17 protein-coding genes are annotated in these 22,592 nt (G+C 68.8%); 11 read left to right on the forward strand and 6 right to left on the reverse strand.

Features of this window, described 5'->3' with window-relative positions:
- Positions 1-187: 187 nt before the first annotated feature.
- Positions 188-811, reverse strand: coding sequence for a TetR/AcrR family transcriptional regulator (locus tag ACFLIM_RS37315; protein WP_393173101.1), 624 nt, complete (start codon positions 809-811; stop codon positions 188-190).
- A 48-nt stretch (positions 812-859) separates the two neighbouring features.
- Between ACFLIM_RS37315 and ACFLIM_RS37320 the strand changes: the two genes are divergently transcribed.
- On the forward strand, positions 860-1,810 hold the full coding sequence (locus tag ACFLIM_RS37320; protein WP_393173102.1) for an NADP-dependent oxidoreductase: 951 nt from the start codon (positions 860-862) through the stop codon (positions 1,808-1,810).
- Positions 1,811-2,146: 336 nt separating this feature from the next.
- On the opposite strand, the gene ACFLIM_RS37325 is transcribed toward ACFLIM_RS37320, so the two are convergent.
- The 4 genes from ACFLIM_RS37325 to ACFLIM_RS37340 all read right to left on the reverse strand — a co-directional run bounded on the left by ACFLIM_RS37325 (position 2,147) and on the right by ACFLIM_RS37340 (position 11,450).
- Entirely contained in the window at positions 2,147-4,996 is a 2,850-nt protein-coding gene (locus ACFLIM_RS37325; protein ID WP_393173103.1) for a hypothetical protein, read from the reverse strand.
- Positions 4,997-5,054: 58 nt separating this feature from the next.
- Positions 5,055-9,128 (reverse strand): discoidin domain-containing protein, encoded by a 4,074-nt coding sequence (locus tag ACFLIM_RS37330; protein WP_393173104.1) that lies wholly within the window; start codon positions 9,126-9,128, stop codon positions 5,055-5,057.
- A 190-nt stretch (positions 9,129-9,318) separates the two neighbouring features.
- Positions 9,319-10,242 (reverse strand): ROK family protein, encoded by a 924-nt coding sequence (locus tag ACFLIM_RS37335; RefSeq protein ID WP_393173105.1) that lies wholly within the window; start codon positions 10,240-10,242, stop codon positions 9,319-9,321.
- 17 nt (positions 10,243-10,259) lie between these two features.
- Entirely contained in the window at positions 10,260-11,450 is a 1,191-nt protein-coding gene (locus tag ACFLIM_RS37340; protein ID WP_393173106.1) for an ROK family transcriptional regulator, read from the reverse strand.
- A 311-nt stretch (positions 11,451-11,761) separates the two neighbouring features.
- Between ACFLIM_RS37340 and mmsA the strand changes: the two genes are divergently transcribed.
- The 3 genes from mmsA to ACFLIM_RS37355 all read left to right on the forward strand — a co-directional run bounded on the left by mmsA (position 11,762) and on the right by ACFLIM_RS37355 (position 15,796).
- Positions 11,762-13,309: a multiple monosaccharide ABC transporter ATP-binding protein gene (gene mmsA, locus ACFLIM_RS37345; RefSeq protein ID WP_393173107.1), complete on the forward strand. Its 1,548-nt coding sequence runs from the start codon at positions 11,762-11,764 to the stop codon at positions 13,307-13,309.
- Positions 13,306-14,604, forward strand: coding sequence for a multiple monosaccharide ABC transporter permease (gene mmsB / locus ACFLIM_RS37350; protein WP_393173108.1), 1,299 nt, complete (start codon positions 13,306-13,308; stop codon positions 14,602-14,604). Before mmsA ends, mmsB begins: the two co-directional genes overlap by 4 nt.
- Before the next feature lie 70 nt (positions 14,605-14,674).
- Entirely contained in the window at positions 14,675-15,796 is a 1,122-nt protein-coding gene (locus tag ACFLIM_RS37355; protein WP_393173109.1) for a substrate-binding domain-containing protein, read from the forward strand.
- Between the two features lie 157 nt (positions 15,797-15,953).
- On the opposite strand, the gene ACFLIM_RS37360 is transcribed toward ACFLIM_RS37355, so the two are convergent.
- A complete protein-coding gene (locus ACFLIM_RS37360) occupies positions 15,954-16,211 on the reverse strand; it encodes a hypothetical protein (protein ID WP_393173110.1) in 258 nt (85 codons plus the stop codon).
- 239 nt (positions 16,212-16,450) lie between these two features.
- Here ACFLIM_RS37360 and ACFLIM_RS37365 point away from each other — a divergent pair, with 239 nt between their 5' ends.
- The 7 genes from ACFLIM_RS37365 (at position 16,451) to ACFLIM_RS37395 (ending at position 22,555) form a co-directional block, all read left to right on the forward strand.
- Positions 16,451-17,662 carry a low temperature requirement protein A gene (locus ACFLIM_RS37365; RefSeq protein ID WP_393173111.1) on the forward strand — a complete coding sequence of 404 codons (1,212 nt, stop codon included), beginning with the start codon at positions 16,451-16,453 and terminating at the stop codon, positions 17,660-17,662.
- A gap of 294 nt (positions 17,663-17,956) precedes the next feature.
- Positions 17,957-18,712 carry an SDR family oxidoreductase gene (locus ACFLIM_RS37370; protein ID WP_393173112.1) on the forward strand — a complete coding sequence of 252 codons (756 nt, stop codon included), beginning with the start codon at positions 17,957-17,959 and terminating at the stop codon, positions 18,710-18,712.
- A gap of 19 nt (positions 18,713-18,731) precedes the next feature.
- Positions 18,732-19,142, forward strand: coding sequence for a cupin domain-containing protein (locus ACFLIM_RS37375; RefSeq protein ID WP_393173113.1), 411 nt, complete (start codon positions 18,732-18,734; stop codon positions 19,140-19,142).
- A 138-nt stretch (positions 19,143-19,280) separates the two neighbouring features.
- Positions 19,281-19,511: a hypothetical protein gene (locus tag ACFLIM_RS37380; protein ID WP_393173114.1), complete on the forward strand. Its 231-nt coding sequence runs from the start codon at positions 19,281-19,283 to the stop codon at positions 19,509-19,511.
- Between the two features lie 35 nt (positions 19,512-19,546).
- Complete coding sequence (locus ACFLIM_RS37385) at positions 19,547-20,611, forward strand: ferritin-like domain-containing protein (RefSeq protein WP_393173115.1); 1,065 nt, start codon at positions 19,547-19,549, stop codon at positions 20,609-20,611.
- A gap of 265 nt (positions 20,612-20,876) precedes the next feature.
- The gene (locus ACFLIM_RS37390) at positions 20,877-21,839 is read left to right on the forward strand and encodes an alpha/beta hydrolase (RefSeq protein WP_393173116.1); all 963 of its coding nucleotides are present in this window, start codon (positions 20,877-20,879) and stop codon (positions 21,837-21,839) included.
- The gene (locus ACFLIM_RS37395) at positions 21,836-22,555 is read left to right on the forward strand and encodes an alpha/beta fold hydrolase (RefSeq protein ID WP_393173117.1); all 720 of its coding nucleotides are present in this window, start codon (positions 21,836-21,838) and stop codon (positions 22,553-22,555) included. The genes ACFLIM_RS37390 and ACFLIM_RS37395 overlap by 4 nt, the downstream gene beginning before the upstream one ends.
- Positions 22,556-22,592: the final 37 nt, after the last annotated feature.

Below are 22,592 nucleotides of genomic sequence, written 5' to 3' on the forward strand. Positions count from 1 at the left end.
GACGCGCGTAGAAACGACCCCTGTGAGACTCCTAATTCGAGGGTCAAAGGGCGGGGGCACCTCAGGTCGCCGTGGCATGTCGAGCAGGATGTCGATGTTGCCGATCGCATGCACGAAGCTCTCGCGGGCTGCCGAGACCTGGAGGTGGCCAGCCGCCGGGACGCCGCCCCGAGCGCCGGGCCTGCCACTAGCGTCTGGAGAGAGGCAGCCGGACGGCCGGCGGAAGCGGCGTCGGGACGGGGTTCGCCTGGAACGACTGGATCATCAGGGCCGCGAAGCGGCGCGACGCCGCCACCCTCATCTCGGGTGACTCGGCGCGGATGCCTTCGTTCGCCATCAGCGCCAGGCTGATGTCCTCCAGCACGAAATCCCCCCGCAAGGAGCCCGCTTCCTTCGCGCGCCGCACCAGTTCGAGCAGCAGACGCAGCGTGCGATCGCGGTCCGCGGCGAAGCCGACCGCTTGGGGAAGCTGCGAGGTGAATGCGCGGGCGAAGCCTCGGTCGAGGGCATGCACCTCCATGAGGTTCTCGATCACCAGGCAGAACCCGCGCCACGGGTCGCCCGCCGCCAGACCCTCCTCCACGACCGCCGAGCAAGAGGCCATCTGCTCGGCAAAGGCCTCGGCCAGCAGCGCTTCCTTGGTCTGGAAGTGCCTGTAGACGGTCGCGACACCGACCTCAGCGCGCCGGGCGATCTCCCGGATCGGCACGTCGAGGCCCTCGGCGGCGAAGGCTGCGCGAGCGACCGCGAGGATGCGCCCGCGGTTGTCGCGGGCGTCCGAGCGGAGCTTCGTTACCACTTGGGCCGTCACCGCTCTCACTTTAGCCAAACGGACGGGGTGCTCCGTTACGGTCGGCGCATGAGAGCAATTCAATTCACTGAGTACGGCCCGCCCGGCGTTGTGCACGTCGCCGAGGTGGAGGCGCCGCACGCCGGACCGAGCGAGATCCGCATCGCCGTACGGGCCTCCGGAGTCTCGCCCGGGGAGATGTACATCCGCTCCGGAACGCTGCGTGACGTGGTGCCCACGACGTTCCCGTATCGGACCGGGTTCGACGCCGCGGGCGTAGTGGACGAGGTCGGCGGCGGCGTCACCGGCGTGGGCATCGGCGACGAGGTGTTCGGCATGACCACCATGGCCGCGCGTGGCGCCAACGCCGATTACGCGGTCCTGGCCGCCTGGGCGCCCAAACCGGCCGCGTGGAGCTGGGAGGAAGCGGGCGGCGCCGCGGGCAGCGTCGAGACGTCCACCCGGGTCCTCGACCGGCTCGCGGTCGGCGCTGGGCACACCGTGCTGGTGCAGGGTGCGGCCGGTGGTGTGGGCACGATCGCCGTCCAGCTGGCGGTTGCCCGCGGTGCCACCGTCATTGGTACGGCGAGCGAGCACAACCACGACTTCCTGCGTTCCCTCGGTGCGGAGCCGACGACGTACGGGACGGGGCTGGTCGAACGGGTCCGCGCGCTGGCACCGGCCGGGGTGGACGCGGTGTTCGACTGCGCCGGAGGGGCGCTGCCCGATCTGATCGCCATCGCCGGGGACCCGGCGCGCGTGGTGACGATCGCCGACTTCACCGCGGCGGCCCACGGCGTACACATGTCGCACGGAGCGCCGGCCGACGAGACGGGCGCGGCCGTGGGAGCCCCCGCCGACCCGCTGGCGTCGCATGGCCTCGCGATCGCGGTCACGCTCGCCGGCGAGGGCCGGCTGCGGGTGCCGGTCGCGGCGGCGTTCCCGCTCGCCGAGGCCGCGGCCGCGCACGAACTGAGCGAGAGCCGCCACGCCCGCGGAAGAATCGTGCTGGTGAGCTGATCGGGCGCCCGTGGCCGGTCACGACAACCGGTCACGGGCCCGATGCTGCTCAGCGGGCGGCGGCCGACCAGATAGAGGTTGTAGACGGGGGCGCCGAGCAGGTCGCCGGCAGGCCAGTCAGCAGCAGGTCGCCGCGCTTCCCCACGGGCAACCGCGGTGGCAGGGATGACTTCACGGACATGTCGCGATCCGGGTACCTGACCTTGACTGCCGTGTGAAGAGCCAAGGAGATCGCGGCCCCCGGCGTCGTGGTCGAGTCCGGGCAGTATCAGCACCTGATCTCCGAAACCGGGTCGGCGGGTCGCCCGGGACGGCTGTCCCGGGCGGCCGGCTCGGTCAGTAGCGTTCTGCCAGGTTTGAGTTGATCTCGGTGAGGGCCAGGGTGTTGTCGGTGTAGCGGATGGCGTTCGGCAGGACGGGGAGGGCCAGGGTGGCTTGGGTGAAGCGGTAGGCGTCGGCGACCGTGTGGAGGCCGAGGCGTTCGATGGTGATCGTGCGGATCTGGGTGCCGGCGTTGATGCGGCGGGTGGCCAGGTTGAGGGAGGTGGCCATGAGTTCGGCCTGGAGGGTGCGGGGTTGGAGCAGGGGCAGCGTCAGGACGGCCGTGGCTTCCGACTGGGACAGGGCGCCGTCGGGGGTGCTGCCGTCGGCGCCGTCGAAGCGGGGGTCGGTGGCCTGGATGCGGGCCAGCACCTCGGGAGTGCGCAGGTCCTGGCGGAGTGCCCAGATCGTGGTGAGCTGCGGGTTCCTGGTGGGGGTGGGCTCGGTGATCTGGGTGGTGGCTTGGGAGGCGGCCGGGGTGAAGGTGCAGCCGTTCTGACCTCCGTACGAGAGGGCGGCTTGCGCGGTGAGGGGGCCTGCCGGGGTCAGCAGGCTCGGGCGGGCGGTGATGGTGACGGTGCCGGTGGCGTTCTGGGCCAGCGAGCCGACGGGCCAGGTCAGAGTGGTGGTGCCGTCCGTATTGCGGGTGACGGTGGCCGGGCGGGGGCCGGAGCCCTGGTCCAGGGCCTGGCTGTAGTAGAGGTTGGTGGGCAGGGTCTGGCGGAGCGTGGCGCCTGTCGCCTGGGCGCTGCCGGTGTTGCGGTAGGTGAGCGTGTAGGTGATGGGATCGCCTGGGTTGACCGATGGTGTGGCGGTTTGCGACAGGGTCAGGACCGGGGCGTGGATGGTGGTTGAGGCGGTGGCGGTGTTGTCCTGGAGGGTCGCGTCGACTTCGGGGTCGCCGGAGCCGTTCACGCCGGTGATCTTGATGGTGTTGGTGAGCGTGCTGCCGTCGGCCGCCGTACAGGGGACTTGGTAGGTGAAGGTCTCGGTGGTGGGGAGGCCGGCGATTGATCTGGTGATGGGGGCGCCGCTTGGAGGCGTGTCGGTGAGGGAGACCGAGGTGGCCTCGTTGGGGCTGTTGTTGGTCGCTTTCACGGTGTAGGTGAGGGTGTCGCCGCCGGAGGCGTCGGTCTTGTCCGCGGTCTTGGTGGTGGCGAGGTCGACGGAGTGGACGCGGGCGAGGTCGCGGGCGGTCAGTTCGTCGATGGCCTGGCCGTGCGCGCCCTCGGCGTAGTACCTGCTGCTGGTGAAGTCGTAGACGATCCGGTCCCAGTCCTCGTGGCTGAGCAGCGTCTCGTTGGCGTTGGCCACCTGGCATTCGGTGCCGTAGGCGGGGATGAGGTTGACGTCCTGGCTGGCGTTCCTGGCGTAGGAGCCGTCTTCGCCGGCCCAGTGGATGGGGTCGTCCGCGCGGTGGTGCGCGCCGACGCCGCCCACGCCGTGGATGATCAGCCGCTGGCCCACGCCGGAGAGCGCTGGATCCCTGATCTCGTCGAGCCCGGCATTCTCGACCAGGTTGTCGGTCACGTCGGCGGGGCCGGCCAGGTCCAGCGGGCGGGTGCTGTCGACGTCGGGGAACTGGTAGAGGTAGTTCATCACGCTCAGGTAGTTGGGTTTGCAGTTCTTCAGGTCGAGGTCGCCGTTGTCCATCCGGCCGCCGTGTCCCAGGCCGAGCGTGTGGCCCAGCTCGTGCAGGAACGTCGCCTGCTCGGCCACGGCCTTACCACCCAGGGTGTTGATCAGCTTGGTGGTGAAGCCGCCCAGTGACACGACGAAGTCGTTGCTGCCGCGCTCGTCCAGCTCGGCCATTCCGGAGCTGTCGGGAAGGCCGTTCAGCGCGTGGATGAACATCGCGTAGCGAAAGTGTTGCCGCTTGAAGCGCAGGATCTGGTCGCACAGGGGACTCGTCCTGTCCTGTGGGGTGCCGAAGTAGCCGGTGCCCGTGCTGCCGCACGCCTTCTCCGGATGCCCGAGCTTGAGGTCGTCGAAGTCGTCCTGCGCGCCGGTCGGATGACCGTTGAAGTCGAGGTTCGTGACGTCGGGCACCGCCTCGTCGGGCAGCAGGTGTAATCCGATGCCCGTCACGTGGGTCTGGTCGTTGATGACGGGCGCCCCGTTGAAGACGCCTTCGACCGCGGTCAGCACGCCGGGCTGCGGGGCCTCCGACTGCATCCAGTCGACTTCGACGTACAGGTCCCTGCGCTCGGCGTTCGCGCCGGGCAGCGTCAGGTCGACCTGGTTGTCGCCGTTGAAGTCGAGGCCCCGGTACTCCTCGAGATCGGTGAATCCATCCCCGTCCGTGTCCAAGCCGGGGAAGGGCAGGATTTCCATGCAGACCTGGACCGAGGGCTTCGGGTCGTCGCCGAACAGCCCGCCGCCGGGCTCGCCGTTGCCCTCGATGCACTGCACCGAGGACGTCATGTCGCCGGTGACGGTTCCGTGGATCAGGTTGACGGTGAACCTGGCGTAGGGGTCGTCGGGCCGGGGCGAGGCGTCGGCCAGGTCGTCGGGGCTGGTGGTGTCGTGGTCCTTGATCAGGACGTTGATCTTCTGCTCGGTCTTCGTGGTGGGGATCTGTTTGGTCAGCGACCAGTTGGGCGCGACCTGCACCTGGTCGTCCGGTGCCCGTGGGGTGGTGTAGGTGGCGAATCCATCGAAAGTGATCTCCGCGTAGAAGTCCGCCGCGCTCTCCCCGGCACCTTCGAGGCCGTGGTTGCGGCAGTCGGCCACGCAGCTCACCAGGAGCACGCGTAACGTGAGCGGCTGTGTCGTCTCCGCCCTGGCCGGTAGCGAGGTCACGATCATCCCCGCCAGCGCCACGATCAGGGCGACCGCATAGCGGAATGCTGCCTTGGTCTGCATGCCGCCCACGATCCGAGCTCACCGGGTGACACGCATGAGTAAAGGGGTACTTAGAAGGTCATGACCGTGCCACGGTCCGCGCGACGTTGTACCCCTCCACCTGCACGGCGGGCCGGCCCGAAGGCAGAGACTCGGCCGGCCAGGAGAGCCTGAAGGTCCGCGACTCGCCGGGCAGCAGCCAGACGTAATTGTCGCTGTACAACGTCGGTAGCACGCGCTCGCCGCTCCTGTCGTCCACCAGTGACAGCCGTACCATGGCCGCGACCGCGGTGCCGCGGTTGCGGACCTCGGCGGTGAGTTCGCGCCGCGTCCCCGACCTGGTCACCTTCCCCACGTCGACGGAGATTTTGACCTGCGGGACGTCATTGAGCGACTGCATGTCGGCGGGTTCGCGGTAGCGCCAGTAGTCGTTCCTGGACAGCGGTTCGCCCGTGTCGTTCTCCAGGGTCAGCCGAAGCAGGTGGCAGTCCGGGAGGTCGTTCGTCCAGTCGGCGGTGAACACCTGAGCCGTCGCGGCCGAGGCGATGTCCACCGTCTGGCGCCGGGGGGAACCGAGGGTGCGTCCGAGCAGGTCGAAGACCTGGGCCGTCACCGTCACGCCCTTGAGCGCCTGCGCGGTGTGATTGACGGCGATGACCCGCCAGTCGTCGAGGCGGGCCTGCACGTGGACGGGCTCGCACGCCACGCGGGCCCCGTAGTACATCCCGTTGACGTCGAAGTCGTAGTCGTAGGTCTGCCAGACCGTGCTGTGCCAGGCAGGATGAGACATCCACAACATCAGGCCGGTGGCATCCTCCCAGAGGTGGGAGTTCCACGCCTCGAACATGGCGCGGGCGTTCTCGTAGTTGACGAACTGCGCCTTGCGCGCGAAGTCGTCGAGGTCTTCGGCCGCCCCGAGGCGGGTCTCGATGGCCGCCTGGTAGTTCTGCGGCGCCTGGTTGCCCCTGGTGCTCCAGTCGTGGTGGTACCACACGCCGCCGATCGGCCACTCGGGCTCTCCACCGACGAGATTGCGCATGCTCTCGGTCGTGGACACCACGGGCATGCCGATCTCGGTGTGGAATCCGAAGCTCTGGGTGCCGTACGTCGACGCGGAATAGTAGCGCTGCGGCTCGACCCAGCCGTAGGGGCCGCCGCCGTTGACGATGCCGCCGGCCGAGTTGTTCTGGTACAGGATGCCCGGAGCCTCCGACAGGACGGCGTCGCGCATGCCCTCGTCGATGGCGGCGGGCGGATTGCCTTCGTTGGCACCGCACCAGACCACCACACAGGGATGGCTCCGGTAGCGCCGGACGGTGTCCTTCGCCAGGTCGTTGTACGCCTGGTGGTCCGGCGGGTCCATCGCCCACGCGTTGGGGAAGTCGTTCCACACGAGCAGGCCGTGCTCGTCGCAACTGGCGTAGAACTCCTCGCGGGTGCTACTGCCGACCCAGTTGCGGATCATGGTGAAGTTCATGTCCCGGTGCATCCGCACCGCCGTGTCCATGCGGGCGGCAGGCATCCGGCGCAGCAGTTCGTCCCATCCCCAGTTGCCGCCGCGGGCGAAGACGCGGACGCCGTTGACGCTGATCTTCAGCGGTTCGGGAGTGTTGTCGACAGACTTCACGTCCGTCCAGGCGGATCCGTCATCGGACACCTGGATCGTGTACGTCTTGGGGTAGGCCGCCTCCCAGACGATGACGACCCGGTCGATGGAGACGGGCGATCCCAGGTCTACCTGGATCCACTGGGAGTCCTCGTAAGCCGAGTTCCAGCGCGTGCTGGGGTCGCCGTCGGTCGCGTGGGCGGCCGGGTGGGAGGACTCCTCCGTCGAGGCGGTGGCTGTTTTGCGCAGAGCCAGGTCGGTCGCCGGCGAGGCACTGTCGATCACGGACAGGGTCCACAGGGAGTTGCCCCAGCTTGTCGCCCGAGCGCCGCCGCTGATCCGTACGTACCGGGCGGTGCGGGTGGGGAAGTCCACGGTCTGCAGGCTCGCGTCGCCCCGGTTGAAGGGCAGCGGTACGGCGGAGTTGTCCACCGCCTTGACGTCCCGCCACGTCGAGTCGTCGTCGGACACCTGCACCACGTAGGTCTTGGCGTACGCCTGCTCCCAGGTCAGGTCGACCCGGTCGAAGGAGACCGTCGAGCCCAGGTCCACCCGGATCCACTGGTCGTCCGCGAATTCGGAGGACCAGCGGGTGTTCGCGTTGCCGTCGGTGACGTTGCCCGGCTGGTTGGCCTGATCGTCCACGGAAAGGGCGGTGGCCGGCTTGTGCAGGGCCAGGTCGGTGCCCGCGGCGGCGCTGTCGAGGATCGACAGGGCCCACAGCGAGTTGCCCCAGCCGGTGGCGCGGGTCAGGCACCTGATCCGCACATACCGGGCACGCTGCTGGCCCAGGTCCACCGTCTGCACGTAGGCGTCGGTGCCGCCGCCGAAGGGCAACGGCACGTCGTGCTCGTAGCCGAACTGGCGGATGCCGAAGCGGGTGGCGCGCCGGTCGCTCTCCTGGCCGTCGATCGAGGCGACCAGGGTGAGGTCGTGCAGGTGGGGCTCGCCGTAGCCGTTGGGCCACCACAGCTCGGGGTCGCGCAGGCGGAGCCGGTCGTAGGCGTCGGGAGCGAAGGTGACGTCGACCGTCCCGCCCGCGGGCACGGTGACCGTCTGGGAGACTCGCACGTCGTCGAACGCGGCGACGACGGTGACGGGCCGGTCCTCGGTGCCGGCGTTGCGCACCGGGACCACGATGGTCACCTCGGCGGTGCGGGTGTCTGGCAGGCCGGGCAGCCTGGTGTCCACCCAGGGGTCGCCGATGACGGCGTGCCCGGTCGAGCGCAGCCGTACGTGGTTCCAGATGCCGGCGACACGGTCGCGTACTGCCGGCATCCAGTCCCAGCCGGAAGCGGCCAGATACGTCGGAGAGTTGCGGTTCATCATGGTGGCGCCGGCATCCACGAAGGCCAGCCCCGCAGGTCCCTTGTCGCCGGGGCTGCCCGGGAAGGGCATCGGCGAGATCTGCACGGCCAGTACCTGCTCGTCCTCGGCGGTCAACAGGTTCGCGATGTCGTGGGCGGACCGGCCGAAGGGGTATGTCAGGTCGCCTACCCGCTGCCCGTTGAGCCAGATGTCCGCCTTGTGGTTGATGCCGTCGAACTCCAGCCAGATGTGGCGTCCGGATCCGGTGCGCAGACCACGCGGTAGTTCGAAGCTTCGCCGGTACCACCACGAGTGACGCGACAACGCCTCGGGGATGTGCAGGTTGTTGAAGCCCTGCACCGGGTCCGGCAGGTGTCCTTGCTCCACCAGCGTGGCGAGGACGGTGCCGGGCACGGTGGCGGGGAGCCAGGAGCCGGTGTCCACCGACGGCCGGGACAGGGCCGGGCCCTCGCCGCCCGCCCAGTCGTCCATGGTCAGTGTCCAGCCCGACTCCAGCGGCGCCGTGCCGTCAGCGGCGATCTGCAGTTTGGGAGCCTTGTGCCGGTGGGTTCCCCAGTCGGTCCAGCCGGTGACCGCCGGCCGGTGGCCCCGAGCCGTGCCGTACACCTCGAAGCCGTTCAGGCCCAGCGGGTTGGCGTTGGAGCGCTTGTGCACGGTCATCCGCATCCAGCGCGCGACGGCGGGCTTGGCCAGGGTGATGTCCACGACACCGCCGGTGCCGGAGCCGGTGCGGTGGACAGCGGTCCACGAGCGGTTGTCGCGAGAGGTCTCGATGACGAAGTCGACGGCGCAGCTCGAAAGGATCTCCTGACCGGTCGTGTTGTCGCGCGGATTGCCGCTCGTGGAGGGGACGAAGACCGGGTCGTTCACCGTGGCTTCGAAGGTCAGGCGGAGGGCCGTGACCTCGCACTCCGCCTGCAGGTCCACGGAGATCCACTGGGGGTCGCCGTCGGCGGCACGCCAACCGGTGCCCCGCACTCCAACGGAGCTGATCCGGTCCACGACGAACTCCCCGGGCGTGGGCGCGTAGTCCGTGGACGACACTGCGATCGGGCGGTATGCGGCTAACTCTTCCCCAGCGGCGGTACCGCCGTGCGCCGCGCGGCCGGCCGCCTGGGCGTTGGCGGGAAAACCGACTCCCAGGCCGAATCCGGCGAGCAGGGTCGCGCCTGTGACGACGACCGACCGGCGTGAGAGGGAAGGGGGTGGGTTCGACATGTAGGGCAAGTTCCAATCACAGGTGCGCCGGATTTCGGCTCAAGCTGATGACAACGTTGTCATTGTTGGCCACTAGTCCGATTCATGGCAAGAGCGGAAATCTGGGCCATCCCGCTGGGCGGTGCTCGACGAGGGACGGGCCGCGTACCGGAGATTCGGGCTCGACGGGAGCTGCCTGGTCGGCCTCGGGTCAGGCGCCGACCGGTGTGCCGGCTTGTGAGGTGAGCAGCGCACTGCGTGCGGCGCCGAGCAGGCCGGCCTGCCGCCCGAGCGAGGATTGCTGAACGGTCGTGCGTCGCACGAAGCCGAGTGTGGCCAAACGGCTGAGATGGCGTCGCAGTGGTGCGAACAGGATCTGGCCGGCCGCCGAGACCCCGCCGCCGATCACGACGCGGTCGAGATCGCACAGCGTTGCCGTTGCGACGATACCGCGGGCAAGTGCTTGGGTGCCTTGATCGAAGGCGGCCACGGCGATGGGTTCGCCCTGGCCGGCGTCGGCGGCGAGGGTGCGGGCGTCGGTGCCGGTCCAGCCACGCTGCTGGGCCCAGCGGACCATCGACGGGCCGCTTGCGTACGCTTCGACGCAGCCGGTGGCCCCGCACGAGCAGGGCGGCCCGGCAGGATCGACGACCGTGTGGCCGATATGGCCGGCGTTGCCGCTCGGTCCGGGGTACGCTGCGCCGTTGAGCACGAGGCCGCCGCCGATGCCGGTCGAGACGACTATCCCGAGCATCGAGTCCGCGCCCCGGCCGGCGCCGCGCCAGTGCTCGCCCACCGCGGCCGCGATGCCGTCGCCCACCAGAGTGACCGGAACGCCGGGCACGATGTCGGCGGCCAGGTCGACGAGTGGGAAGTCACGCCAGGCGGGAATGTTGACCGGACTGACCGTGCCACGCCGCAGGTCGAGCGGCCCGGCCGAGGCCAGCCCCACCGCGCTGGGCGATACGCCTGCGGCCACCGACGTCAGCAACGCTCGCAGAGCCTCGCCGATGTGGAGCTCCGTCGTCGGTGTGGCGGTCTCGGCGTGCCTGTGCACCTGCCCGTCCGCACCGACCAGCCCTGCAGCGATCTTGGTACCGCCGATGTCGACGGCGAGCACGGCTTTCTGGTCCATCAACCATCCTGTTCTGATCAGTCCGCGATGAGCGCGGACAGTTTCGGTGAGTACGTGGCGTGGAGGACGAGCGCGGCGCCCCCCACGACGGCGGCGTCAACGCCGAGCGGCGAGAGCGCGACGTCAACCATTCGGATGACCCGGGACATATGTCTGGTGGCGAGTGCCGAGGCGACGGCGTCGACGTACCGCTTCTCGACGCGCAGAATGCCGTGACCGCCGAGAACGATGAGGTCCACATCTGTGATGTTGGCGATGTTGACGGCGACCGAAGCGACGTGTTCGGCGGCCTCGTCGATGACCGCGGTCGCGAGGGGATCACCAGCCTCGGCCGCGGCCCGAATCGCGGCGTGGTCGACACAGGCCGGATCGCGGTCGAACGGTTCCGACAGCACGCTGCCGCCACGCTGGCCGGCGAGCCGGCGGTGGACGTTGGCAACGATCGCCGAGGGGTTGACGAGCGTCTCTAAGCAGCCCCGATTGCCGCAGTAGCACTCCGGCCCGTCCGGCAGCACGGACGTGTGACCGAACTCTCCGGCGTTCATCGAACCGCCTCGGTAGACCTGGTGGTTGAGGACGAGACCGCCGCCGATGCCGGTGCCGAGGAAGAAGTACGCGAAGTTCGCCACGCCTCTGCCGGCGCCGGACCATCGCTCGCCGACCGCGGCGGCGGTGGCGTCGTTGTCCAGCGTCACCGGCAGGCCGGTGGCGTCGCTCAGCATTTGCCTGATCGGTACCCGTGTCCAGTTCGCGAGCTGAGGGGGGCCGACGATCACGCCGAGATCCTGGTCGATCGGGCCCGGGGTGGCGAGTCCGAGACCGAGCACCCGGCTCCGTGGGACGTCTGCTTCGGCGAGGACGTCGGCGATCAGCTCGGCCATGGCGGCGACGACATGCGACGGATCGGTGCCGGGCGGTATGGGGCGTCGTTTGGCGACCAGCGGCCGGCCGAGCAGGTCGACCACGGCACAGGTGAGCTCGACCGGGTCGAAGTGGAGTCCGATCGCGCGGCCCGCGTCGGCGTTGATCCGCAGGGTGGTGCGAGGTTTCCCGCTGCTGGGGGCCCGGCTGGCGCCGTCTTCGCGCACGATGCCCTCGTCGAGTAGCCGGCGCACGATGACGGAGACGGTCTGCGGGGTGAGGCCGGTGTGCTGGGCGATCTCGACCCGGCTGATGCCGTCGGCGAGCTGGATCTGGTCCAGCACCACTGCTCGGTTGTATCGGCCTACCTTGGGGAGATTCGTGCCAGTCTGCCGCACCCAAGATCCTCTCTGCTGGTCGTCTGCCGACATTCTGCCCTACGGCGTTGATTAGTAAATCAAATTGATTTAAGGTCCGTCTTCGTAGCTGTAACACCCCTGACATGTAGACACCCCGCGGTGGGCCGCCCCTGCCGCGGTGACTGTGGGTCTCCCCTAGACGAGGCCATCGGAGGCAAGTTGAGGTCAACGACATGCCGCATCCCTCGAGGACCGGATCTGCGCCGTCGTCGCAGTCTGCGCAGTGCGGAGCCCAGGTCATGATCGACGCTCCGATTCTGCTGGAGATGCGGACGATCACCAAGACGTTCCCAGGTGTGACGGCACTCGCCGATGTCAACCTCGTGGTCCAGGCCGGTGAGATCCACGCGATCTGCGGCGAGAACGGCGCCGGCAAGTCCACGCTCATGAAGGTGCTGAGCGGCGTGCATCCACACGGGACTTATACCGGCACGATCTCCTACCAGGGCGAAGAGGTCCGGTTCCAGAACATCCGGGCGAGTGAGCACGCGGGCATCGTGATCATCCACCAGGAGCTCGCGCTGGTGCCCGGCATGTCGATCACCGAGAACATCTTTCTCGGCAACGAGCCGCGCAAGCGGGGCGCGATCGACTGGAAGGCCGCCCAGCGCCGGGCGCTCGAGCTGATGGAACAGGTCGGGCTCGAAGAGGACCCGGACACGTTGATCAAGGACATCGGCGTCGGCAAGCAGCAGCTGGTCGAGATCGCGAAGGCGTTCGCGAAGGACGTGAAGCTGCTCATCCTCGACGAGCCGACCGCGGCGCTCAACGAGGCCGACTCCCAGCACCTGCTCGACCTGCTGCGCGGCTTCCGGGAACGCGGCATCACCTCGATCATCATCTCGCACAAGCTGAACGAGATCGCGGCGGTCGCCGACACCATCACGATCCTGCGCGACGGCCGGACGATCGAAAGCCTCGACGTCAAGGCCGACGGCGTCGACGAGGACCGCATCGTACGCGGCATGGTCGGCCGCGAGCTGCACAGCCGGTTCCCCGATCACACGCCTCGCATCGGCGAGGTGTTCTTCGAGGTCCGCGACTGGACGGTGCGGCACCCGATCTCGGCCGATCGGCTGGTGTGCAAACACTCGAGTTTCAGCGTCCGGCGCGGCGAGATCGTCGGCTTCGCCGGTCTCATGGGGGCCGGACGCACCGAGCTCGCGATGAGCCTCTTCGGCCGCTCGTACGGCGTGTACCTGTCCGGCCAGATCTTCAAGGACGGCGAGGAGATTCAGCTGAGGTCGGTGGCGGACGCCATCCGGCACGGCCTCGCCTACGTGAGTGAGGACCGCAAGGCGATCGGCCTCAACCTGCTCGACGACATCAAGACGTCGATGGTGGCCGCCAAGCTGTCGAAGATCTCGACGCGCGGGGTCATCGACCAGGTCCGTGAGCACCGGGTCGCCGAGGAGTACCGCGAGAGCTTGCGGGTCAAGACGCCGAGCGTCGACGAGGGTGTCACGAAGCTCTCCGGCGGCAACCAGCAGAAGGTCGTCCTGGCGAAGTGGATGTTCACGGACCCGGACCTGCTGATCCTCGACGAGCCGACGCGCGGCATCGACGTGGGCGCCAAGTACGAGATCTACGGGATCATCCAGCGGCTCGCCGACCAGGGCAAGGGCGTCATCGTCATCTCATCGGAGCTGCCCGAGCTCATTGGCCTGTGCGACCGCATCTACACCGTGTTCGAGGGGACCATCACCGGCAACGTGGCGCACCGCGACGCCGATCCGGAAACCCTCATGAAGCAGATGACCTCTACGAAGAAGATGCCCACGCCATGAGCCGAATCAAAGACCTGCAGAAGAACCTTTTCGGAGGCACGACCTCCAACGCCCGCCAGTTCGGCATGATCTTCACGCTCGTGGCCATCGTGCTGCTGTTCCAGATCTGGACCAACGGCCTGACCTTGACCTCCGGCAACCTCATCGCGGTGGTCAGTCAGTACTCCTACATCCTGATCCTGGCCATCGGCATGCTGATGGTGATCGTCGCCGGGCACATCGACCTGTCGGTCGGCTCGGTCGCCGCGTTCATCGGCATCGTGGTCGCCAAGGCGATGCAGGAGTTCTCGATCCCGTGGCCGCTGGGCATCGTGCTCGGCCTGGTCGTCGGCGCGCTGATCGGTGCCTGGCAGGGCTTCTGGGTCGCCTACATCGGGGTGCCGGCGTTCATCGTGACCCTGGCCGGCATGCTGCTGTTCCGCGGCGGCAACCAGTACATCGGCAACGCCGACACGGTGCCGGTCCCCACCGGCTTCCGCCAGATCGGCGCCGGCTTCCTGCCTGAGGTGGGGCCGAACACCGGGTACAACAACCTGACGCTGCTGCTCGGTGTGGCCGCCTGCCTGGCCGTCGCGTGGCGGGAGTGGCGGAGCCGGCAGACGCGGCGCGAGATGAACGCCGACGTCGCGCCGATGTGGATCTCGGTGCTGCGCCTCGCCGTGATGCTGGGCGTCATCATCTTCGCCACGCTGCGCTTCGCCGGCGGCCGCGTCGGCACCAGCCTGCCGATCTCCGGCATCATCCTGATCGTCCTGGTGCTCGCGTACTCGTTCTACACCCGCAACACCATCGGGGGCCGGCACATCTACGCGGTCGGCGGCAACGCCCGCGCGGCGGAGCTGTCCGGCGTGAAGCTCAAGCGGGTCAACTTCCTCGTCATGATGAACATGTCCGTCCTGGCCGCCCTGGCCGGCATGATCTTCGTGGCGCGATCCGCGGCCTCCGGACCGCAGGACGGCCTGAGCTGGGAGCTCGACGCCATCGCGGCCGTCTTCATCGGTGGCGCGGCGGTCTCCGGCGGGCTCGGCACCATCAGCGGGTCGATCGTCGGCGGTCTCGTCATGGCCCTGCTCAACAACGGCCTGCAGCTCGAGGGTGTCGGCTCCGACATGGTCCAGATCATCAAGGGCCTCGTCCTGCTCCTCGCCGTCGCGCTCGACGTCTACAACAAGAGTCAGGGACGCTTCTCGATCCTCGGGTCGCTGATGCGTCCGTTCCGCCGGGAGGGTCCGGCCACACCGACCCAGCAATCCAGTTCGACCCCCGAGTCCGCCAAGGCTCCGATCGTCGGCTGACCGTTCGGCCGCCATCCAAGCGCGCTCAAATCAACATCCGCATCACAACGTAAAGTGGGTTCCTTTCACCATGCGCACATTCCTCACCAGGAGCATCGCGGCGGTCAGTGCCGTGGCGCTGCTCACGCTGAGCGCCGCCTGCTCCAACGAGCGCGAAGGCGCCACCGGTGCCACCACCGGTGGCAGCACCAGCGCCGCCAAGGGCTTCCCGGCGGACTCGCTCATCGGTGTCGCACTGCCGTCGAAGACCTCGGAGAACTGGGTGCTCGCCGGTGACCTGTTCACTGACGGGCTCAAGGCGGCCGGGTTCAAATCCGACGTACAGTACGCGGGCGCGTCGACCACCGTCGCAGACCAGCAGGCGCAGATCTCCGCCATGGTCACCAAGGGCGCGAAGGTCATCGTCATCGGCGCGACCGACGCCGCGCAGCTGTCCACCCAGGTGGCTCAGGCCAAGCAGTCCGGCGCGACCGTCATCGCCTACGACCGGCTGATCACGAACACGCCGGATGTGGACTACTACATCGCGTTCGACAACTTCAAGGTCGGCCAGCTGCAGGGTCAGGCCCTGCTGGACGGCATGAAGGCGAAGAAGGCGACCGGCCCGTGGACGATCGAGCTGTTCTCCGGCTCACCGGACGACAACAACGCCGGCGTGTTCTTCAACGGCGCGATGGACGTGCTCAAGCCGCTCATCGACAAGGGTGAGGTCGTCGTCGGCTCGGGCCAGCAGGACGTCAAGCAGACCGCGATCCAGGGCTGGAAGGCCGAGGGCGCGCAGCAGCGCATGGACTCGCTGCTGACCTCGACCTACGACAGCGGCAAGACCCTCGACGGCGTCCTGTCGCCGAACGACACCCTCGCCCGCGCGATCATCACCTCGGTGAAGGGCGCGGGCAAGCCGATCCCGATCGTGACCGGTCAGGACTCCGAGGTGGAGTCGGTCAAGTCGATCGTGGCCGGCGAGCAGTACTCGACGATCAACAAGGACACCCGCGAGCTCGTCGCAGAGACCGTGAACATGGTCAAGGCCCTGCAGGGTGGCGGCGCGCCCGAGATCAACGACACCAAGTCGTACGACAACGGTGCCAAGGTCGTCCCGGCGTACCTCCTCCCGCCCATCATCGTCACCAAGGACAACGCGGCCGAGGCCTACGCCAACGACCCGAAGCTGTCACCGCTCACCAAGTAATCGCCGACGATGCCGTCGCGCGTCCCGATAGCGATCCTGGGGCGCGCGCGGCCTCCACCCCGCCAAGTTCGGGGCCTGGGCGCTGCTGGTCAGCGTCACGTTCGCGATGGTTGCTTCCTGGCAGGCGAGCCGGGGACGGCTGCATCCGCCGGCGGCCTCACGGGGCCGGCCCCGTGGCTGGGCGGTACGTGTCCAGGGCGGCGTCGAGATAGCTGCTCTCCCCGTCGATGATGATCTCGGTCTCGGCGAGCGTGCGCCCGGCCCGTGCGGTCCCGAGCAGCAGGGTGCGCAGGACAGTGTGCTCCCAGTCGCGATGTGCCACCGCGCCGCAGGCGGCCGCCAGGACGTACGGCAGTACGGTCATGGTGGTGTCCGGCCCTTCCGCCTCGTGGCCATGCTCACCGGGCGTCGTCACCTATTCCGACCCGCTCGGGCCAGTCCTGCCAACTACCACGATGTCCGGGACGAACCTTCGTAGCTGGGGCGTCCGTCGCTATACAGGACAGCCTCGCGGCTTGTGACGGCTGATTTGTGTATCTTGGTGCTGCTTTGTCACAGGTCGGGCCCCTGCCCTGTCTTTCGAAGAGGACGAACCCACGGAGTGACAGGAGCGGGACCTTGCCGGCAGCCAGCAGAAGTCAGATCCGAGTCCGGATGAGCGCGCGCCCCATCGACGAGCCGCACCGCGTTTCGAGCCAGCTCGAGCTTCTGTTCGATCTCACCTTCGTGGTCGCGGTCGCGGCCGTCACCGCCCAGTTCGCACACAGCATCGCCGACGGTCACGGCCTCGCCGGGCTGGTCCTGTTCCTGCAAGTGTTCTTCGCGATCTGGTGGGCGTGGATGAACTTCACTTGGTTCGCCTCCTCCTATGACACCGACGATGTCGCCTACCGGTTGCTGACCATGGTGCAGATGGCCGGCGTACTGGTGCTCGCCGTCGGTGTGCCCGCCGCGGCCGGCCGAGCTGATTTCGGCGTCGTCACGCTGGGCTATTTCATCATGAGGATCGGGCTCGTCGCCCAATGGGTGCGGGCCGGGCTCGAAGACCGGGCGAGCCGTCGCACGGCACTGCGTTACGCCGCCGGCATCAGCATCATGCAGGTGGCGTGGGTGCTAAGACACTTCCTCGGAGAGACGGGCACCTTGCCCTCATCCTCGCAGCTGCCGTTCTTCGCCTGTCTGGCTGTCCTGGAACTCGCTGTACCACGGTGGGCGGAGCGGGCCAGTGCCACTAATTGGCACCCGCACCACATCGCCGAGCGCTACGGGTTGTTCACGATCATTCTGCTCGGCGAGGGCGTCCTCGCCGCGAGCAGGGGAGTCGAAGGAGCGCTCGAAGCAGGCGAGATCAGCAGTCCCTTCGTCGTCATCGCCGTCTCCGGTCTCGTGCTGCTGTTTGCCCATTGGTGGCTCTACTTCCTCATTCAGGCCGGTGAGGGCCTCAGCGACCGCCGCCATCGGTCCTACCTGTGGGGATACGGCCATTACGGCATCTTCGCGGCACTCGCCGCCCTCGGCGCCGGGCTCGAAGTCGCGGTCGAGCAGAGTGGGCACGAGGTGGTGGCATCGCCGCTGGTACTGGGCTATGCCGTCGCGATCCCGGTCGCTCTGTATCTCATCCTGCTTTGCGCGGTACACGCGCTCGTCACAGAGCCCGTCATTCATCCCGCTGCGGTTCTGGGCTGCGTCACCGCCATCTTGTTGCTGCCGCTCGCGTCGCCCCGGATCGGAGTGGCCGCCACGGTCGCGGCGATCGCAGCCATCTGCGTCCTGCTGGTCGCCGTCACGATCACGACCAAAGCCGGCTGGGCCCGCGGCCGAATGCGTCGTCATGGCCCGGTATCCGCAAGCTCTGGCGAGTCGTAAGGCAGAGGGGCCGCGCAGGGCCGAACATCAGCTCCCCGGTGAGTCCGCGGCCCTCCTGCCGGCGTGTCACGGCCTTCGGTGGAGGCCGGCGATGCGTGTAGGGCCACGAGATGACGTAGTTGCCGTGTCCCCGCAGGTGAGTCCTTTGCCGGCCAGCGTGCGCATGAAGAGACAAGCCGGGGGAGGGGAGCCCGAAGAAAAGATTTCGCTGAAGCTGTCACAGGTCGGGAGGCTGCCTTGTCTTAGCTGGCGACCGGTTGGCAACAAATGCCCCGGCGAGCAGGAAGGCTTGTCATGAAGATCGTGGTAATCGGCGGGACCGGTCTGATCGGGTCGAAGCTCGTGACGAAGCTGGGAGAGCACGGTCACGAGGCGGTGGCCGCGTCGCCGAACACCGGAGTCAACACTCTCACCGGCGAGGGGCTGGCCGAGGTGCTGGCCGGCGCGTCCGTGGTGGTCGACGTGTCGAACTCGCCGTCGTTCGAGAGGGCCGCGGTGCTGGAGTTCTTCGAGACCTCCACCCGCAACCTGCTCGCGGCGGAGGCGGCGGCGGGCGTGGGTCACCACGTCGCGCTGTCGGTGGTGGGCACCGAGCGGATGCCGGAGAACGGCTACTTCGCGGCGAAGATCGCGCAGGAGCAGCTGATCGAGAAGTCGTCGATCCCGTTCTCGCTCGTGCACGCGACGCAGTTCTTCGAGTTCGCCCGCGCCATCGCGGACGAGGCCACGGTCGATGGCAAGGTGCACGTGGCGCCGGTGCGCTTCCAGCCCATGGCGGGTGACGATGTCGCCCAGGCGGTCGGCCGGGTCGCGGTGGGGTCGCCGCTGAACGGCAGGGTGGAGGTGGCCGGGCCGGAGCAGTTCCGGATGGATGAGTTCTTCCGCGAGGCCCTGGCCGCTTGGGGCGACCCGCGCGAGGTGGTCACCGACCCGCAGGCGCGCTACTTCGGCAGCGTGCCGGGCGAGCGCACGCTGGTGCCCGGTGAGGGCGCCACCTTCGGCCAGATCCGCTACCGCGACTGGCTCGACCGGACCGCCACCGGAAAGTAGATCAACGAAAGGTAGTCCCATGCCCAAGTCGAGATCAACCGCGTGGCAGACGGCGCTCACCATGGTGCAGGAGGCGGAGCCGCCGTTCATCCCGGAGGGGGCGCACGCGATGACCGTGGTCATCGAGTACCCGCCCGGCGACCCGGGTGCGCCGCCGCACCGGCACTCCGGGCCCGCGTTCGGCTTCGTGCTGGAAGGCGAGATGCTGCTGGAGGTGGAGGGCGAGCCGGAGCGGGTCGTACGTGCCGGCGAGGCGTTCTGGGAGCAGGGCGGCGACGTCATCCACTACCAGGACGGCAACAACCGCGACGACATCCCGCTGCGATTCACCGTCACCATGCTGTGCGCACCCGGCAAGCCCATGCTCACCCTGGTGGACGACGAGGAACTCGCCCAACGCAAGGACCGCCGCGCCCCGCGTCCGTCCTGAGCGCCATACCCGCCGCCTGTCGCGGCAGCGCGATTCCGGCCGAGGCGTGCGAGCTGTCGGCTGGGATCAGGCTGCTGGACGTGGGCGCGGGAGCCGGCCGGCCCGCCGAAATTCACCCAAGCCACGCATGGAGGAAAGATGAGTGCTCCGACCGGCGACAACGATTTCTTGTACGAGCTCAAGGCCGAGGTCGAGGCGGAAGTGACCTTGGCCGAGTCGAGCCACCCGGAGGAGGTCGCCGACCTGCCGGTCACCGATTGGTTGTTCGATCCGACGGACGTCGAGCGCGAGGAAATCGGCCTGCGGGGACTGCTCGACGCGGTCGAGGTGCTGGAGGACGACTCCCGGCCCGGCGATCACGTTGCGTGAAACGCCCCCCTTCCGGCAACCGAGACAGGACACTCATGACATACCTAGAACCACAGTCGACTGCCGCTGTCTCCGGGCCGGCACGGATCGACACCCTCGACAGCCTGCGTGAGCACCTGCAGTGGGCGATCGAGCTGGAACACGCGACCTTGCCGCCGTACCTGTGCGCGCTGTACTCGCTCGACCCGGAACGCAACCCGGAAGCCGTCGAAGTGGTGGCCAGCGTCTTCGCCGAGGAGATGCTGCACCTGGCACTGGCCGCCAACCTGCTCAACGCCGTCGGCGGCCGGCCGCGGCTGGACACGCCGGAGATGCTGCCGCCGCATCCGCGGCGGCTGCCTCACAGCGATCTGGAGCTGTCGCTGCTCCCGTTCGGCGTGGAAGCACTCGAGATGTTCCTGCGCCTGGAACGGCCGGCGCCGCCCGGCGCTCCGGCGGAGGGTGATGGCTACGAGACGATCGGGCAGTTCTACGACGCCATCAAGCAGGGCCTGCGCCACCTGTGCGACCGGCTCGGCGAGCGGGAGGTGTTCTGCGGCGATCCGGCTCGCCAGGTGAGCGTCGACCACTTCCGGCACACTGCCGGACGGGTGTTCGCGGTCGAGGATCTGGAATCCGCGCTGGGGGCGCTGGCGGAGATCGTCGAGCAGGGCGAAGGCACCTCCCGCGGCGAGGTCTGGGACGGTGACCGGGACGTCTTCCACCCCGAACGCGATGAGGTGGCGCACTACTACCGCTTCCAGGAACTCAAGATCGGCCGGCGCTACCGGCGCGGCGACACCCCGCAGTCCGGACCCACCGGCGAGACGCTTCCGGTGAACCTGGCCGCCGTACCTCCGATGCGGCGCAACCCGCGGCTGTCCGACCACGCTCCAGGCAGCGCCATCCGCACGGCAAGGGAAGAGTTCAACCGCACCTACTGCGCCCTCCTGAACCAGCTCGAGCAGGCCTTCGACGGCAGTCCCAAGCTGCTCGGGGCCGCCACCGGCACCATGTACGGGCTCAAGGCCCAAGCCCAGGCCCTGATGCGAATGCCCGACGAAGACGGCACCACGGCCGGGCCCACCTTCGAATACGTGCCACCCGAGTCGCGCCGGTGAGCGTCGGCCGGCGGCGGGTCGCGAGATGCTCGCCGACACCGGCGACAGTGACGTGCGCTCCAACGTCATGGGCCGTATCGACCATCGCCCTTCCGGGGGCCGCCCACTGGAGAGCCGCAACAGGATGACGCTGTGCCGCTGCGGACATTCGGGGTAACAACCCGCTGTGCGACGGGACCCATCGGGAGATCGACTTCCGCGAGGAAACACCGGGCCTCGGTGCGGTCGCCGCCCATCGACTCACCACGAGCAAAGGAAGCACATCATGAGCGGACACATCCTGGAGCCGGCGGCACGGGAGCTCGCCGACGCGACCTCCAAGCCTCCTTTCCTGTACGAGCTGGGCCCCGACGGCGCCCGCAAGGTGCTGGACGACCTCCAGGCCGCCCCGGTTGACAAACCAAGGGTGGACGAGAAGTGGATCACGGTCCCGGCCGAGGTCGGCGACGTGCGGGCACGCATCGTCAAGCCCGCAGGGACGGCCGGGGCGCTGCCCGTCGTCCTGTACGTTCACGGGGGCGGGTGGGTCCTCGGCAACGCCGGCACCCATGACCGGCTGGTGCGCGAGCTGGCCGTCGGCGCGGGCGCGGCGGTGGTCTTCGTCGAGTACGACCGCTCGCCCGAGGCCCGCTACCCGGTGGCGATCGAGCAGGCGTACGCCACCGCGCAGTGGATCACCCGGCACGGCGCCGAAGAGGGCCTGGACGCCTCCCGGCTGGCGGTGGCCGGCGACTCGGTCGGCGGCGACATGACCGCCGCCCTGACCATCCTCGCCAAGCGGCGTGGCGACGTCCGGTTCGTGCACCAGTCGCTGTACTACCCGGTCACCGACGCCGCCCAGGACACCGCCAGCTACCGCGAGTTCGCCCACGGCCCGTACCTGACCGCAAACGCCATGGCCTGGTTCTGGGACGCCTACACCACCGACCCGGCGCAGCGCGCCGAGATCACCGCCTCGCCGCTGCGCGCCACCCTGGAGGACCTGGCCGGGCTGCCGCCCGCGTTCGTCGTCGTCGACGAGAACGACGTGCTGCGCGACGAGGGCGAGGCATACGCCCGCAAGCTGACGGAGGCCGGGGTGCCGACCACCAGCGTGCGCTACAACGGCATCCTGCACGACTTCATGATGCTCAACCCGCTGCGCCACACCCACGCTGCCCGCGCCGCCACCGCCCAGGCCATCGAGGTCCTCAAGACCGCCCTGAACACCGGAAAGGCACAGTCATGAGCGAACAGCCCGTCGTCGTCCTGGTCCACGGCGCCTTCGCCGAGTCCGCGAGCTGGAACCGCGTCATCCAGCGCCTGTACGACCACCGGCTCCCCGCCGTCGCCGCGGCCAACCCCCTGCGCAGTGTGGAGGGCGACGCCGCGTACGTGCGCGACGTGATCAGCGGCATAGACCGCCCGGTCATTCTGGTCGGCCACTCCTACGGCGGCATGGTGATCAGCCAGGCGGCGGCCGGCAACCCGGCAGTCCGCGCCCTGGTCTACGTCGCCGCCTTCGCCCCCGAACCCGGCGAGAGCGCACTGCTGCTGTCCGGCAAGTTCGAGGGCAGCAGCCTGGGCGGTGCGCTGGTCGCCTATCCGGTCGCCTCCGGCGGCAACGAGTTCCGGATCGCCGAAGACAAGTTCCACCACCAGTTCTGCGCCGACCTGGACGCCGGCGAGGCCGCCCTGATGGCGGCGACCCAGCGGCCGGTGACCGAGCGGGCGCTGACCGACGGGCTGACAGCGAGCGAGCCGGCCTGGCGAACCACACCGTCCTGGTTCGTCCACGGCGAGCGCGACCTCAACATCCCGGCCGCGGCGCTGCGGTTCATGGCCGAACGCGCCGGCTCGCGCGGGACCCATGAGATCGCCGGCGCCTCACACGCGATCGCGGCGTCCCAGCCCGACGCCGTGGCCGCCGCCATCCTCGACGCCGCCGGCCACGTACGGGGCTGAACCGGTGGTTGGGCACACGACGGTTCCGCGGCCGAGC

Origin of the sequence: Nonomuraea marmarensis (assembly GCF_043197025.1) — a bacterium.
GTDB classification, from domain to species: Bacteria; Actinomycetota; Actinomycetes; order Streptosporangiales; family Streptosporangiaceae; genus Nonomuraea; species Nonomuraea marmarensis.

What these genes read in the sequence shown, in the direction of transcription:
- ACFLIM_RS37320 (WP_393173102.1), top strand. Translation starts at nt 860, where the DNA reads ATGAGAGCAATTCAATTCACTGAGTACGGCCCGCCCGGCGTTGTGCAC.
- ACFLIM_RS37325 (WP_393173103.1), bottom strand. Translation starts at nt 4,996, where the DNA reads ATGCAGACCAAGGCAGCATTCCGCTATGCGGTCGCCCTGATCGTGGCG.
- ACFLIM_RS37330 (WP_393173104.1), bottom strand. Translation starts at nt 9,128, where the DNA reads ATGTCGAACCCACCCCCTTCCCTCTCACGCCGGTCGGTCGTCGTCACA.
- ACFLIM_RS37335 (WP_393173105.1), bottom strand. Translation starts at nt 10,242, where the DNA reads ATGGACCAGAAAGCCGTGCTCGCCGTCGACATCGGCGGTACCAAGATC.
- mmsA (WP_393173107.1), top strand. Translation starts at nt 11,762, where the DNA reads ATGATCGACGCTCCGATTCTGCTGGAGATGCGGACGATCACCAAGACG.
- mmsB (WP_393173108.1), top strand. Translation starts at nt 13,306, where the DNA reads ATGAGCCGAATCAAAGACCTGCAGAAGAACCTTTTCGGAGGCACGACC.
- ACFLIM_RS37355 (WP_393173109.1), top strand. Translation starts at nt 14,675, where the DNA reads ATGCGCACATTCCTCACCAGGAGCATCGCGGCGGTCAGTGCCGTGGCG.
- ACFLIM_RS37365 (WP_393173111.1), top strand. Translation starts at nt 16,451, where the DNA reads ATGAGCGCGCGCCCCATCGACGAGCCGCACCGCGTTTCGAGCCAGCTC.
- ACFLIM_RS37370 (WP_393173112.1), top strand. Translation starts at nt 17,957, where the DNA reads ATGAAGATCGTGGTAATCGGCGGGACCGGTCTGATCGGGTCGAAGCTC.
- ACFLIM_RS37375 (WP_393173113.1), top strand. Translation starts at nt 18,732, where the DNA reads ATGCCCAAGTCGAGATCAACCGCGTGGCAGACGGCGCTCACCATGGTG.
- ACFLIM_RS37380 (WP_393173114.1), top strand. Translation starts at nt 19,281, where the DNA reads ATGAGTGCTCCGACCGGCGACAACGATTTCTTGTACGAGCTCAAGGCC.
- ACFLIM_RS37385 (WP_393173115.1), top strand. Translation starts at nt 19,547, where the DNA reads ATGACATACCTAGAACCACAGTCGACTGCCGCTGTCTCCGGGCCGGCA.
- ACFLIM_RS37390 (WP_393173116.1), top strand. Translation starts at nt 20,877, where the DNA reads ATGAGCGGACACATCCTGGAGCCGGCGGCACGGGAGCTCGCCGACGCG.
- ACFLIM_RS37395 (WP_393173117.1), top strand. Translation starts at nt 21,836, where the DNA reads ATGAGCGAACAGCCCGTCGTCGTCCTGGTCCACGGCGCCTTCGCCGAG.